The sequence below is a fragment of the Rothia sp. HMSC064F07 genome, assembly GCF_001837265.1.
GTDB lineage: Bacteria > Actinomycetota > Actinomycetes > Actinomycetales > Micrococcaceae > Rothia > Rothia mucilaginosa.
This window is the reverse complement of sequence record NZ_KV831925.1, coordinates 74,808-89,694: the sequence shown is the minus strand read 5'-3', so window position 1 is coordinate 89,694 and position 14,887 is coordinate 74,808. Positions and strand designations below refer to the sequence as shown.

Annotated in this window: 10 protein-coding genes; 4 read left to right on the top strand and 6 right to left on the bottom strand. The window is 61.1% G+C overall.

What is annotated here, in order from left to right; all coding sequences use genetic code 11:
- Positions 1-106 precede the first annotated feature (106 nt).
- Positions 107-1,414 (bottom strand): M18 family aminopeptidase, encoded by a 1,308-nt coding sequence (locus HMPREF2712_RS02410; protein ID WP_070819182.1) that lies wholly within the window; start codon positions 1,412-1,414, stop codon positions 107-109.
- Between the two features lie 144 nt (positions 1,415-1,558).
- Entirely contained in the window at positions 1,559-2,536 is a 978-nt protein-coding gene (locus HMPREF2712_RS02405) for a CPBP family intramembrane glutamic endopeptidase (RefSeq protein ID WP_070819181.1), read from the bottom strand.
- A gap of 242 nt (positions 2,537-2,778) precedes the next feature.
- On the opposite strand from HMPREF2712_RS02405, the gene HMPREF2712_RS02395 reads away from it, so the two are divergent.
- Positions 2,779-4,938, top strand: a complete 2,160-nt coding sequence (locus tag HMPREF2712_RS02395; RefSeq protein ID WP_070819179.1) for a hypothetical protein — start codon at positions 2,779-2,781, stop codon at positions 4,936-4,938.
- A 152-nt stretch (positions 4,939-5,090) separates the two neighbouring features.
- Here the strand turns inward: HMPREF2712_RS02395 and HMPREF2712_RS02390 are convergent, their stop codons facing one another.
- Entirely contained in the window at positions 5,091-6,632 is a 1,542-nt protein-coding gene (locus HMPREF2712_RS02390) for a glycosyltransferase 87 family protein (RefSeq protein ID WP_070819178.1), read from the bottom strand.
- Positions 6,629-8,035: a glycosyltransferase 87 family protein gene (locus HMPREF2712_RS02385; RefSeq protein WP_070819177.1), complete on the bottom strand. Its 1,407-nt coding sequence runs from the start codon at positions 8,033-8,035 to the stop codon at positions 6,629-6,631. Before HMPREF2712_RS02385 ends, HMPREF2712_RS02390 begins: the two co-directional genes overlap by 4 nt.
- A gap of 330 nt (positions 8,036-8,365) precedes the next feature.
- On the opposite strand from HMPREF2712_RS02385, the gene HMPREF2712_RS02380 reads away from it, so the two are divergent.
- Positions 8,366-11,260: a multicopper oxidase domain-containing protein gene (locus HMPREF2712_RS02380; RefSeq protein ID WP_070819176.1), complete on the top strand. Its 2,895-nt coding sequence runs from the start codon at positions 8,366-8,368 to the stop codon at positions 11,258-11,260.
- Positions 11,261-11,474: 214 nt separating this feature from the next.
- Entirely contained in the window at positions 11,475-12,359 is an 885-nt protein-coding gene (locus HMPREF2712_RS09240; protein WP_049346496.1) for a lytic transglycosylase domain-containing protein, read from the top strand.
- A gap of 190 nt (positions 12,360-12,549) precedes the next feature.
- On the opposite strand, the gene HMPREF2712_RS02370 is transcribed toward HMPREF2712_RS09240, so the two are convergent.
- Together HMPREF2712_RS02370 and HMPREF2712_RS02365 are read right to left on the bottom strand one after the other, a co-directional pair.
- Positions 12,550-13,761, bottom strand: coding sequence for a cytochrome P450 (locus tag HMPREF2712_RS02370; protein ID WP_005507311.1), 1,212 nt, complete (start codon positions 13,759-13,761; stop codon positions 12,550-12,552).
- A gap of 333 nt (positions 13,762-14,094) precedes the next feature.
- Positions 14,095-14,388 (bottom strand): type II toxin-antitoxin system RelE family toxin, encoded by a 294-nt coding sequence (locus tag HMPREF2712_RS02365; protein ID WP_049341179.1) that lies wholly within the window; start codon positions 14,386-14,388, stop codon positions 14,095-14,097.
- 175 nt (positions 14,389-14,563) lie between these two features.
- Between HMPREF2712_RS02365 and HMPREF2712_RS02360 the strand changes: the two genes are divergently transcribed.
- Positions 14,564-14,845, top strand: coding sequence for a type II toxin-antitoxin system prevent-host-death family antitoxin (locus tag HMPREF2712_RS02360; protein ID WP_060824046.1), 282 nt, complete (start codon positions 14,564-14,566; stop codon positions 14,843-14,845).
- The last annotated feature ends 42 nt before the right edge of the window (positions 14,846-14,887 follow it).

The window sequence follows — 14,887 nt, the reverse complement described above, 5'->3', positions numbered from 1 at the left end:
CCCCCCCCCCGAAAAATTTTGAAAAATTTTTAAAAAATATGGGCGCCGGGAACCTTACGTTCCCGGCGCCCACACCCCCACTGTTCATACCTCAGCGGGGTTCAATTTAGAGGCGGAAGAAGCCTTCCACCGCGCGAGTCATGTACGCCATATCGTCCACATGGCACATCTCGCGCATCGAATGCATCGACAACAAACCAATACCCACATCCACGGTGCGCATACCCAGGCGAGTCGCCGTAATCGGGCCAATCGTCGAACCGCACGGCATATTGTTATTCGACACGAACTCCTGATACGGCACGCCAGCCTTCGCACACGCCGCAGCAAACACGCCAGCACCCACCGAATCCGTCGCGTAACGCTGGTTCGCGTTAATCTTCAGCAGCGGACCACCACCGGGCAGCGGCTGAACGGTCGGGTCGTGGTGACCCTGATAGTTCGGGTGCACCAGGTGACCGGCATCAGCCGACAGGCAGAACGATGCCGCCACCGAACGGCGGTACTCCTCCGTGCTCTCACCGCGCGCAGCGGACAGGCGCACCAGAATATCCTCCAGGAACGGGCCAGCCGCACCACTACGCGACTCCGAACCAAGCTCCTCATGGTCAAACGCCGCAAGCATCACAGTCTCGGTGGCGTGCTCGTCCGCGTTATCGGCAACGTAACGCTCCAGGGCGGTCAAACCCGCATGCACCGAAGACAGGTTATCCAAGCGGCCAGAAGCGAATAGCTCCTGATCCGCACCAAAACGGCGCGGCGGCTGCGAATCAGCGAACAGCAGGTCGTAACCCACAATGCTTTCCGGGTCGACCGGCTCGCCGTCAATCACGTGCTTCGCCATGTAGCCGAGCACGTCGTTCTCCGCCGGATCCACGCCCCACACGGGGTACATGTTGAACTGCTTGTCCAGCACCAGTTCGTTACGCTTGTGGTCCAGGTGCGGCGCCAGCTGCGGGATGCGCGCAATCGGGCCGGTACGCACCAGGCGGTCCTTCAGCTCCCCGCCCTCAAGGACGGTGAGGCGACCCGCCACGCACAGCTCGCGGTCCAGGAAGGAGTTCAGCAGTGCACCACCGTAGTTCTCCACGGCAATCTGGTGCCAGCCCTTCGTGGTGATGGAGGAGGAAGGCTTGACCTTCAGGGAGGGCGAGTCGGTGTGCGCACCCAGCACGCGGTAGCCGCTTGCCTTCTGCGCCTTCGCGCCACCGGCCCAGGCGATAATCGCACCGTCACGGACGACGAAGTGGCGACCGGTTGCGATCTGCGGGTCCCATGCTTCGGTCTCTACAAGCTCGGTGAAGCCTGCTGCTTGCAGGCGGCGCGCTACCGTGCGCGCGGCGAGGTAAGAGACCGGCGACTCCACCACGAATGCGGCGAGGTCTTCAATATTTTTTACAGCATCAACAGTCATGGTTTAACCCTACCTTTTCTTGGGTGTTGACGGGGTGACCGGGGCTGGTAGTCCACGCGGCGTGGAGTAATAGCCCTGGTGAGGCTCGCATGGAGCGGGGTGGGCGGGCTGGGGTAGCTGGGGTAGAGCAACCCGCCAAATAGACTATTTATCAACCTTGAGCGGTTGTGTTTCACGTGAAACCTCACCGCGGCGAGCGCGCGCGTTGAAGATCAGGCAGGCGAGCACCACGTACACACCTTCCAGCGCGATGCCCTGCAGCGCATCCATGGGGGTCACGCCCTCGGAGGCGAACGGATCCAGACCAGCCACCATGGACAGCAGCATCAGAATCACGTTATTTGCCACGTGCAGGCTGATGGAGGCTTCCAGACCGCCGGTGTACCAGCAGAGGAAACCCGCGTAAATACCCATCGCGAGAATCGTGCTCTGACCCCAGGGGTCGTAGGCGTGGGAGAGCATGAACAGCACGGCGGGCAGCACAATCGGTAGCCAGGGGGTGCGGAGCCAGCGGCCCAGCATCTGCATCATGAAGCCGCGGTAGGCGAGCTCTTCGGCGTAGCACTGCACGGGCACCAGAAGCAGCATCATCACCACATAAACCCAAAATTCAACCTGTGGAGGTTGAAAATAGTGGTATTCGGGCAGGCTCTCACCGCTCAACGCCAGCATCACGGCGTAGTAGATGCCATAGACAGCGAAGCTCAAACCCAGGTACGGAAGTAGCAGTGAGCGGCGCAGACGACCCGCTACCGAATGGATCAAACCCCAGGGCTTCGGGCCCACGACCAGGCGCGCCAGAAAGAGCGAAGGCCCAATGGCAATCAGGGAGAGGAACGTCAGCGCGAACAGTGCCGGGTGTTCCATAATGACGGAGCGGTTCGTCGCTACATCCTGGAGGGAAAGTCCCGAACCCATAATCGTCACAGCCAGGGCAACTGAAATGATCAGGTTGAGGCCAATAAATACGGCGACGCCGAGCAGACCTTCCAGCAGGGGTGAGAACCAGCGGGATTTCGGGTCGGCGTGAGAGAGACGGTGGTAGGCAAGACCGGCAGGCGCAGGAGCAGCGGGGGTTCCGGGGGTTACCTGCGGGGGTGCGGGGGGCGGTGTCGTGTTCATTCTTTAATCCTAGCCTCCGCGGGGTCGATGGTGACCGGGCATGCGAAAACCTTCAAGTACTGATTGATACGGAATGTTCCAAAACCATTGAAAAAGCCGTGAATAAGGCTAAAAACCCACCATTCACGGGGTTCATTTTCTGAACCTATGCCATAATTTGTAGCGATAATACGCTCATATACATAGTCGCTGATGACCGCTCTTCCGGGGTGTTTTTTCAGCACCAGAAAGGCTGCTTTCTTATGGCACTCGTCTTCAATCCGCCGCCCAACTGGCCCGCTCCTCCTGCTGGATGGGCCCCCACTCCTACGTGGCGCCCCGACCCCGCGTGGGGTCCCGTTCCTGAAGGTTGGCAGCTGTGGGTCGAAGAGCCCGAGCCCGAACCCATTCAGGTTGAAGAGGCTACTATTGAGCCGCTGGTTCCCGAGGAGCCCGTTGCTGAGGCAGCTCCCGCTGAGCAGGTTGCTGAGCCCGTAGTTGCTGAGTCCGCTGTTGAGGCTGAGCAGCCTGCTGAGGTTGCGGCACCGCTGACCGTTGAGGACGTTGACCTGGAGCAGCTCGCCGCTGAGCTCGAAGGTGAGCAGATCGTCGAGGTTCCGGAGGTGGCAGCACCCCAGGCTGAGGCACCCCACGTTGAGGCACAGCAGGTAGAGGCACCCGCAGCTGAGTCCGTTCAGGAGTCCACTGAGGAATCCTCCGAGCCCAAGCCGATGCGTCACCTGACTCAGGTTCCGCTGACCGGTACCGCTCTGCCCGAGCAGGTTCTCGCATCCCAGTCTTCCGCAGTTGAAGAGACTGCAGCTGAAGAGGCTCCCGTTGCAGAGCCCGCTGCTGAGGCTCCCGTAGCGCCGGTTGTCGAGCCTGTTGTTGCTGAGCAGGCTGCTTCCGAGCAGCCCGTTGAGGCGCACGTTGTTGAGGCTCCGGTTGCTGAGCCCGCACTGTCCGAGCCCGCTGTTTCCGAGCCCGCCGCTTCTGAGCCGGTCGTTTCCGAACCTGTTGCAGAGCCCGTTGTTGTTGAGCCCGTCGCCGAGGTTGCCCCCGAGGCACCGGCGGCAGCTGAACCGGTCGCTGAGGCTCCCGCAGCTGAGGCTCCCGCCCCCACCGAAGAGGCTGCCCACACCATCGAGAGCTCCCCGCTCGTTGAGTTCCACACCCCCGAAACCGAGCGCACCGTCAACCTGTCCGAGCGTACCGTGAACCTCTCGGAACAGCCCGGTCAGAACATGCAGCCCGGCCAGAACGCGCAGGGCGGCCAGAACGCACAGTTCATCCCGGCAGGTCAGGCACCGAACGGCTTCCAGCCGAACCAGGCTGAAGGCTTCCAGGGCCAGGGTTTCCAGGGTCAGGGTTTCCAGGACGGCCAGAACGCGCAGGGCGGCCAGTACCAGAACAACCCCTACCAGGGTCAGCCGTACAACGCTCAGCAGCCCTACGCAGGTCAGGTGTCCGATCAGGACCAGGCAACCGTGGCACTGAGCAACCCCTACATGACCGAACCCGGCAACCAGGGCAATGGTGAGGACGGCTCCGAGAAGAAGGGCCTGCTCTCCGGCACCAAGATTTGGGGTGTTATCGGTGGTGCGTTGGCTCTGCTGATTGTTATCATCCTGGCGATTGTCATGCTGATTCCGCGTGGCGGCTCGAACCCCGCCTCCGATTCTGCGGCGGCATCGAGCGCGGCGGCTACTTCCGCTGAGGCGTCCTCCGCGGCGGCATCCTCTGAGGCTTCTTCCGCAGCGCCCGCATCTGAGAGCGCGGCAGCGGCTTCGGCTTCTTCGGCAGCGCCGGTTGCTGCTGCTGAAGCGAAGATGCCCGAGGGTGAGTTCAAGGAGTACAAGAAGACCGTCGCCGACAACAAGGACACCATCGACATTGAGAAGATCAAGGGCGATGTGTCCGCAGGCCTGCTCTACTACGAGTTCAAGCCCGCAGACGGTGTGGTTAACGCTTTCATCACCAGCCGTGACGATAAGGGCAACATCGCCTCGGGTGTGAGCGTTATCGACTCCACCCGCGACGGCAAGGAGCTCAAGGGCACCGCATGGATTGACGCGAGCGGCCACTCCACCCCCACCCGCAAGCTGGAGCTGACCGGTAAGGGCGAATGGACCATCCGCGTCTACGATGCAGACTCCGCACCCCACTACAAGAAGGGTGAGAAGTTCCAGAGCACCATGAACTTCTACGCTTTCACCTACGAAGGCACCGAGGCAACCATGGAGTTCCAGACCAGCGGCCCGACCACCCGCGGCTTCACTGTTCTGAACGCGACCAAGAACGACCCGTTCTTCTCCTCGACCCTGTCGCCTGTGAAGAGCAGCATTCAGTGGGTTCAGAGCAACAAGAGCTACCTGCAGGTTCGTACCGACTCCAACGTTACCTGGAGCATCGGCACTAACTAGCGGCTTGGCTGACTAGGTCAGTAGGCTGGGTATAAAAGTATCCCCCGCGCCCGTGATGGGTGCGGGGATACTTTTATACCCGGTGAAAGCTGTGCACCTGCTGGATGCGCCCGCCGCCGTGAGCAGGCAGCAACCGTGAGCGGGCGGTTTCTTTAGCGGGAGTACCTCGCCTCCGCCAGTTCGGCGCCCGCGGCGTGTGCTGCACGCTCCACCAGCTGACGATTCGCCAGGTACACAAAAAACGTCACCAGAATAAACAGGTACATCAGCTGGTACGGCATGGTGCCAGCCATCAGGCCCAGGGAGCCTTCCGGCACCATCAGAATCTGATCCGCGTTGAAGTGCGGGGAGAACGCCAGCACAATCCAGAACGGCGAAATGTACATGCCCACCAGCGCCGCAGTCGCCAAGATAACAGCCAGCGTGAACACGAAGGAGCTGACCCGCTGGTACATGAGCGGGAAGATTTCCATGACCACGGCGGCGAGCATCAGCGGGTACCAGGTGTTGTGGTGCGACCAGCTAATCGGCGAAATCTGCAACATCATGAACGCGGTCAGCGCCAGCTGCGCCATGAGCGCGCGGGCACGAATCAGCGGAATCAGCAGAACCGCCGTGACCAGCACAATCAGCAGGGTCAACGCCACCTGCACCACCGACAGGGCGGTCGCCGTCAGGTGATGCTGCAGGCCCGCGTGGGTCAGCGTGCCCATAATCGACACGTTATCGAAGTAGCTGAACCAACCCACACGCGAAGTGTCACGCACCGCGTGGAACCAGAACGTCAGCGACTCCTCACGAATCACCAGGAAGCCGATACCCACGGTCGCGGCGAAGCTCGCGCCCAGGGTTGCAATGCCCTTCCAGTCCTTACGCATGAGCAGCAGCAGACCGAACGCCAGCGGGGTCAGCTTAATACCCGCCGCAATACCCAGCAGCACGCCGCGCGGCACGCGGGTTGCCGGGCGCATAAAATCGGCAAGAATCAGCATCAGAATAATGGCGTTAATCTGCCCAAAATGCGTGGTCAAACGCCACGGGCCGCACATCCAAATCAGCGCCGCTATCAGCGACACCATGCCCCAATGACCCACGTGCTTCTGCAACGGCAGACGCCACGATCGGCTACGCGCGTACGAGTACAGCAGGTACGCGCACCAGTAGCTGAGCGCGCAAATAATGGCGGTAATCAGCAGCATGCTCTGCGGCTCGGTGAGGAACGCGAGCGGGTAGAAGAGCAGCGCCGCAAAGGGTGGGTAGGTGAACGGCAGGCCGCGCGTGCGGAAGGTGTAGAGCTGGTAGCCGTCCGGGCCGTCCGCCAGGGATACAGCGCCCAGGCGGTACACGTAAATATCGTCAGCCGCCGCGTGGGTCACGTAGTCGAAGGCGTAGAGGGCAACCAGGATGAACAGCAGGTGCGCCCAGAGAGCGCCGGTACGCATGCCGGGGATGCGGTCAAAGAAGCCGGGACGCGCAGGCTTGTCGGGCTCTGCGATGGGTTCCTTGGTGGTTTCTTCCTTTGCCGCTTTTTCCGCGGTGGCTACAGAGGATGCGGCGGGCTCCGCAACGGGCTCAGCGCTCTCAACAGCCAGTTCCGCAGCCGGCTCGGATTCAGTAGCAACAGAAGCCGAAGCCCACGGGATTATAGGCGCAGCCGCCTCGGCGTTCTTCTCGTGATTCTTGTCGCGGCTCACGCGGTTGCCTCACGGGAAGCGGCGGCACGCACAGACTCGGCGCTCTCGGTCACCAGGGCACTCTGGGTCACCAGTGCACGGGCGCCCCACCAGCCCAGAGGCGCGTCGCTACGCACGGAACCGTACTGTACGGGCTCAACCTTCGCGCCACGCACCGGCGCGCTCAGGGCGGCAATAGACCAGAGCGTCATCGTCACCCACAGGCAGAACGCGGGAATAGCCGAAACCGCCAACGCGCCCGGAGCCAGCTGCTCCAAACCATCAGCGCTACCGTGGAACCAGGACGCAATCCTAATCGGCGACAGGTACAGGCCCAGCACCGCAACCACCGCGAACACCGTCGCCGTCACCCGCAGCCACGCAGGCTGAACCGCAAAATAGGTGGGGAACGCATCCATGATGAACACGGCAGCCAGCAGAGGCAGCAGCACGTTGTGGTGCGACCAGCTAATCGGCGACAGCGCCACCATCAAGGAGGCGGTCACCGCCACCTGCGCCAGCGCGGCACCGCGGCGTTCCAGCTGGTACAGCAGTGCGGCAGTCAGCACAATCGTGACCAGCGCCAGGGCGTAGTAGACGGGCTTCGCGGCGCTCTCAGAGAGACCGAAGTGCAGCAGCCAACCCTGAATCGAGACGTTATCCACAAAGTTCAGTCCACCCACACGGGAGGGGTTCGTCAGCGCGGAGAACCAGAACTCCAGTGCGTCCTTAGGCATCAGAATGAAACCCAGCGCAATGGTGCCGAAGAACGTTGCACCCAGGGTCGCGATGCCCTTCCAGTCGCGGCGGACCAGCAGAATCAGACCAAACACGAGCGGGGTCAGCTTCACGCCGCCCGCAATACCAATCAGCACGCCGCGCGGCACGCGGGTTGCCGGGCGCACAAAATCGGCAAGAATCAGCGCCGTAATGAACGGGTTAATCTGAATCAGGTCCAGGGTGCGCTGCCACGGCCCCGCCGAAACCACCAGAATAGTCAGCACCGCAATCGTGCCCGCACGACCAAAGTACTGCTGCAGCGGCAGTTCACGGCCGCGCGCATTCACGTAGTTGTAAATGATCGTGGAAATCCACCACGCCACCACAGCCGAACCGACCACCATAATGACCTTGCCAACTTCCAGCGGAATAAAAGCAAACGGCAAGAACAGCATTGCCGCGAACGGCGGGTACGTGAACGGCGGCTTAATCACGCCGTGATCGTTCAGGGTCGGGGAGTATAGGTCCTGGGTAAAGCCCTCGTTATCGAAAATGGTCATCGCACCCAGACGGTAAATGGAGAAGTCCATACCGCTGAAGGGGTTGGTGAGCATTTTGACGACGTATCCACCGCCAACAATGAGGATGAGTGCCACAATAGCGATTTTTCCCCAGATGGGGGTGGTGGAGTCAGTCCTTGTCACGAGGTGTTTGTCCTTACCTTGGTGCCGGCGGATGCGCGCGTAGGGTGGGCGGGCATCTGATTTTGGAATCCTAATAGTTTATCGCGCGCACCTGTGAAGGATGCATTGGGGAGAAGAATCACAGGGGGAGATTCGCAGGGGAAGAACCGCTCGAGCACACAAGCACAACTATCACGATATGAGCTGCCTTCATATGCACGTCATGTCTTCAAAATTGGTACTATCCGGGCAATATAATGGGCTTATTGGCACCCGCCCCAACGCAGGGGTACCGGGTGCCGACCCGCACACCGACGTCCACGAACAACCAGCAGTGAAAGCAGTGATCACGTGAGTGAACATCTCGGCACCCCACCCGAAGGCGAGAACACGAGCGGCAAGCCCGCAAACGTCTCCGGAGGCGGCTCCTCCGGCCTGAGCATTGGCGCGCGCCCGGCTGATGTGCCCGGCGCAAACCTCACCCCCGAAGAGATTGCACGCCGCGCATCCGGTCGCGGTACGTGGCATCGTCGCGCCTCCAAGCCCGTCTCCCACTGGATGTTTACCCTTGTCGGCGTACTTCTGCTGCACAGGTTTATCCCGAATAGCGGCTGGCTGATGGTGCACATTGTCACCCTCGGCCTGATTACGAACTCGATCCTGATTTGGTCGCAGCACTTCACCGAAGCGCTCATGAAAATCAAGATTCCTGACGAGCACCGCGGAACCCAGGTGCGCCGAATCTTCATTCTGAACGCCGGTATTCTCGTGCTCATGATCGGCATGGTCGGTCAGCTGAGCGTGCCCGGCCTCTACGCCGCCACGGTGGTGGGCGCCCTCATTGTCGGGTCGATGGTCGCCTGGCACGGCATCTACCTGCTGAAGCAGGTGCGTCAGGCTCTGCCGTCGCGGTTCGGTGTGACCATTCGCTTCTACATTGTTGCGGCGCTGCTACTGCCCCTCGGTGCGGCGTTTGGCGGCATGATTGCCTACCCGAACCTGTCCGGCACCCTGCATTCGCAGTTCCTGCTCGCGCACGAGGCAGTGAACGTGCTCGGCTTCGTCGGTATTACCGCGGTGGGTACGCTGGTGACGTTCTGGCCGACCATGCTGCGCACCAAGATGGTTGATAAGGCGCTTACTCACAGTCTGCGCGCCCTGTACCTGATGTGCGGTGGCTTGGCGTTGACCGTTGTCGGCGCGATTTTAGGGATGCGTCCGCTCGCCGCAGCCGGCCTGGTCGTCTACCTGGTTGCCCTGCTGATTGTCGCCTGGGTGATGGTGCGTACCCTGCGCACCAAGCGCCCGAACGAGTACCCGCCCATGAGCGTGGGTATGGGCTTCCTCTGGCTGATTATTGGCGTAGCGACCACCGCCTACATGGTGGCAACCGTCCCCTTCGCGCAGCTGGATGTACGCGCCGTAACCCCCATCTTCGTGGTCGGCTTCCTGCTGCAGCTGCTGCTCGGCGCGATGAGCTACCTGCTGCCGCAGCGCATGGGTGGCGGCCCGGCGGTGGTGCGCGCCTCCAACAAGGAGTTCAGCCGTTTCGCGGCGGCACGCGTAACCGCCGTGAACCTGGCGCTGCTCATCTTCATGATGCCCAGCTCCATGGTGGGCCAGTCCATTAAGATTGCCGTCGCTATCGTGGGTGCGTTGGCGCTCATGGCGTTCATTCCGCTCATGGTACGCGGCGTGAAGGCGTCCATGAACACCCGCAAGGAAATGATGGCGGCACGCGCCCGCGGCGAGAAGCCCGTCTTCAACCAGGAGGCGCTGACCCCGGAGCCCGTCCCGCACGCCAAGCAGAGCTTCCAGGCGGCGTTGGCGGTTGCCATGGCGTTCCTGCTGGGCTTCGCCGTGAACCCGTCCGCGTTGAACCTGCCGTCGTTCTCCTCGGCAGGTTCCGTGGCTGCGACCGGTCAGACCACCACCGTGCAGGTGAAGGCGACCAGCAACTACCGCTTCACCCCCGCCGAGGTGGAGGTCCCCGCAGGTAACCGCCTGGTCGTCGAGGTCACCAACGACGATGAGGGCATGACCCACGACCTGACCTTCGACAACGGCGCAACCACCGGCACCATCAACCCCGGCGAAACGAAAACCGTAGACGCCGGCGTTATTACCGCCGACCAGGAAGGCTACTGCTCCGTGGCGGGCCACCGCTCCCTAGGCATGGTGTTCAAGGTGAAGGCGACCGGTGCCTCCGCAAACCAGGTGGCGCAGGGCGGCCACAACCACGGTTCTACGGGCACCCACAACCACGCCGCGTCGGGTAGCACCCCGACCCTCATGACCGTTGCGAACAGCAGGATTGACATGTCCGCAGCGCCCGGCAGCGGCTACAAGTACCGCGACCCGAACATCCCGGCACCGAACACCGCCACACAGGTGAACGGCAAGACCGTCCGCAAGGTCACCCTGGAAGTTGAGGAAGTCGACCGCGAGGTGGCGCCCGGCGTGACCGTTCACATGTGGACGTTCAACGGGCAGAACATGGCACCGATTCTGCGCGGCAAGGTCGGCGATATTTTTGAAATTACACTCATCAATAACGGCACGATGGGCCACTCGCTGGACTTCCACGCGGGCATGGTGTCCCCCGATAACACGATGAAGACCATCGCCCCCGGTGAGCGTCTCGTCTACCGTTTTGAGGCGAAGGGTGCCGGTATCTGGCTGTACCACTGCGGCACCGCCCCGCTGAGCCTGCACATGACCCAGGGCATGTACGGCGCGGTCATCATTGACCCGGCGGACCTTGACCCGGTCGATCATGAGTACGTGATGGTTCAGGGCGAGGCGTACCTGCACGACACCGGCAAGACCGCCTCCGACGGTAACAAGCTGGCGGAGAACTCGCCGGAGCTGATTGCGGCGGGCACCCCCACGCTGACCATGTTCAACGGCCACGCAACCCAGTACAAGGCGAAGCCGCTGCAGGTGAAGAAGGGCGAGCGTATCCGTGTTTGGGTAATGGCTGCGGGCCCGAACCACGGCACGAGCTTCCACGTGGTCGGTTCGCAGTTCGACACGGTCTACAAGGAGGGCGGCTACCTGATGCGCCGCGGCGCAGATGCGTTCGGTAGCCGTGACGGCCACAGCCAGGCACTCGATTTGGCGCCCGCTCAGGGCGGCTTCGTGGAGATGCAGTTCCTAGAGTCTGGCACGTACACGTTCGTGAATCACTCCTTCTCGGAGATGGAGCGCGGTGCCGCCGGCAAGATCGTGGTGACGAACCGTTAGGGACTCCTGAAGCTCCCCATCATGGATTGACCCCGCCTGGTGCTCCCTGTCAAAGGTGTACCGGGTGGGGTCATCCTTCACGTGCACGGAGTCTGTACCTGCACTTGATGTTGACTCCGGTAAAGACGCGCCAAGAACTCTCTGACTATGGTTTTCACCTCAACGGAGGGGAGTTTTTTCACCATAAACGGCGATGGTGCGCTAGTCTATAGGAATGGCAGATAGCACTTCGGGCGCCCCTTCCGAGCGTAACGCTACGAGCGCCTCCAACCACATTTCCGTTCCGGCGGATCAACAAATTTCTCCTCGGCAGCGTAAAGCTTTCCCGCTTCGCTTTCTCGCCGGGGTTCTTGCGCATTGGCAGATTATTGCCTCTGCGGTCCTTCTGGGTGGCGGTGTTGCCGGCCTGGCAGCCACCTATGACGACTACTGCGGCATGACGGAGCTTTCGTATGCTCCGGCGGCTCTCCGATCCGATTTTGAGGAGGGCTCTAAGGTGGCGGGTTTCCGCCCCGGCGTACTGGCGGCGCAGATTGAGACCGAGAGCCACTGGCGTGTGGGCGTTGAGTCCCACCAGGGCGCTAAGGGTATTGCACAGTTCACTGATGACGCGTGGAGCGGCGGCCACTACAGCTTCGGCAATGGCGGTAATGTTCTGAACCCGCACGATGCGATTGCGGCGCAGGCACGCTACTTGGCTGAGTTGCGTACTCGTTTGGCGAAGTACGCTTCCAATGAGGATGAGCTGCAGGATGTGGTTCTCGCCGGTTATAACGCGGGTCCGGGTTCTGTGGAGAAGTACGGCGGTGTTCCCCCGTATGAGGAGACTCAGAATTATGTGAAGTCGATTCGCGAGCTGGCGAATTCGAAGTATAAGCTGACCTGCTCCCCCGAGTACCAGTTCAAGCAGGCGAAGTTGAGCTTCGTTAATGGTGTGACTCCGGCGATGGCTGGTGTTCATGCGGACGGTACAGCTCTGTCCCCGGAGGAGTCGGCATCGGCTGCGGCGGAGGCTTCTGCGAGTGCTTCGGCTCGTGCATCTGCGAGCGGTTCTGCAGGTTCTTCGGTGAAGCCTTCGACAACGAGTTCCGGCCGCTAGATTTAGCTTTATTGAGTATTCCACCAGGCTATATAGCCGTCTGGGAATATTCCGTTTTATCTATAGTGAGCGGCTGATACCGGCCGCCACTACCCTACTATTCACTCTTATATTTACTCTTAACAGCGCGAGGCGCCGACCCCCATTCTCAGGGGTTCGGCGCCTCGCACTTTTTAGAGCTGGAGCGTGCCTAGTTGAAGATGGCGCGCACGACCGAGTAGCCGGAGACCGGGTACACGGCGTTCACGGTTGCGGGCTTCTCGCTCTCGTCCGCGATCTCAATGGACTCGGTGCCGCGCAGCAGCTCCTCGAGCAGGATGCGCAGTTCCAGGCGTGCCAGGGGCGCGCCGGGGCAGACGTGGATGCCGTCGCCGTACACGAGGTTGCGGGACTGGTCGCGGTGCGGGTTGTAGGTGAGGGCGTCTTCGAAGGCGTCCTCGTCGCGGTTGGCGCTTGCCCAGTTGATGGTCACGCGGGAGCCGGCGGGCAGGGTGCGGCCGCCGAGTTCGGTGTCCTGGGTGGTGATGCGGCGGTTGGTGACGAGGGTGTCTTCGAGTCGCATGATTTCTTCGACGGCGAGGGCGATTTCACTGCGGTCGTCGAGTGCGTTGCCGTCGGCGAGGGATGCGCGCAGGCGGTCCTGCTCGGCGCGGTTGCGTGCCAGGAAGTTGACGAATACGCCTACGGTTGCGGAGACGGTGGACAGCTCACCCACGGTCCAGTTGCGGATGAGGCTGACGATTTCTTCGTCGGTCATGGTGCGGGGTTCTTCGCCGGGCAGCTGCACGGTGTCGGTGAGCAGTTCGGCGGTGACGTCCTTGGGGTTGCCGGCGGCGGCGTCCTCGCGGCGTTCGTCGAGCAGCTGACGGATGTAGCCGTCGAATTCGAGGGCGACCTTAGCGATTTCTTCGCGGTCGCGGCGCAGGGTGGCGACGCGGTTCTTTTCGATCCATTCGGTGAGGGGCTGTTCGAGGCATGCGGGCCAGCCCATGAAGGCGTTCTGCACGCGCATTGCGTATGCCTGACCGAAGCCCTGCATGACGTCTACTTCTTCGCCGCGGGGCAGTTCTGCGATGAGGCTCTTCACGGCGTCGCGGATGACGGGTGCGAACTTTTCGAGGCGTTCGGGAGTGAAGTACTTGTCGTTGACCGCGCGGAAGGTGGTGTGTTCGGGTGCGTCCATGCCGTTGGGGACGGCGATGTGGCGGGTGGAGACGACGTTGGAGTAGATTTCGGGGTGGTCGAGTACGTGCTGTACGTCGGCGTTTTTGAAGACGGAGTAGCCCATGAATTCGTCGTGGGCGACGGGGCAACGGCGGCGCATTGCGTCGTAGGCAGCTACCTGGTCCTTCTGGACCTCTTCGCTTCGGAGGTCCCAGTCGTTGTGTACGTTCTCAGTCATTGTTCACCCGTGTTCGTTATAGAGTTGTGGCGTGCTGGATGCGGGCGTCCGGGCGATGCGTGTGGGGCAGGGTCGGGCGTGCATTTCAGCACGTGAATCCATTACTTGTTCTTTGACCGTATCACTTATGGATTGGTGGCGCAGGGTAGGGGTTCCTTGCTTCTCATTCAACGAACAGTGCGGTGGGGCGAGGGGCGGCAGGTCACGAGACGCACGAGGCGGGCAGCACCTCCACAGGGAGGGGCCGCCCGCCTCATTCTTGCCTAAAAACCGCCGAATCTAGCGTTTGCGTGCGGAGGGGTAGATGCTACCGTCCATCACGCCGCATTCACTCTACAGGCCACGATAGACTTCTCGCCGATGACCAACTCGGAAGACCTCAACAACAACCGCACCGTTATCAATGGTGTACAGGATGCGGTAATTTCCTACTCGCGCCCTGTACCCTTCTTCGCCCTGTAGCTTCTTGACTCCCGCCATATAGGGGTCATCGCCAAGGGACCGGAGGCAGGCGATAATTTTCTCGAAGACTGCCCGGTCTTCTCGTTGGATTTTCTTCAGTTCTTTCGCTGCTTTGCGCGTCAATTCGACCCGGTACGCGGGGTTTGAGAGATGGTTTGCAGTCATCTGCATCCTTCAGGCAGAGCTTTAAATCTTAACCTCAACCTTAGCAGAAAAAGTGTACACTTTTTACATACTTTACATTGTAGTACTATATAAACTATATAAGTAGCCCCCTGGCTGGAACCTACACAGGAACTATCCTCGGAGCTAACGCATAAACCCCAGAAAGGAACCAGTCATGACTGTCACCACTCACCGGACTCGTTCCAATGTCACGACTCTTAAAGAACTCCGCGACAACCTCGGAACCAAAGTCAACGAAGCCGTGTTCTCCGGCGAACGTCCCCTCATCAGCCGCAATGGTAAGACTGTTGCCGCGCTCATCTCCTACGAAGATTTGAAGCTGCTGGAAGAGTACGAAGAGCTCCTCGACATTGAGACTCTTCGCAAGGCACGCGCCGAAGATGACGGCTACCGCATCGGCCTCGACGAGTTCCTCGCAGAGAACCCTGCAGACTAGTCTTTCAACGCATATTGCAAGGCGGGCGGCACCTCCACCGGG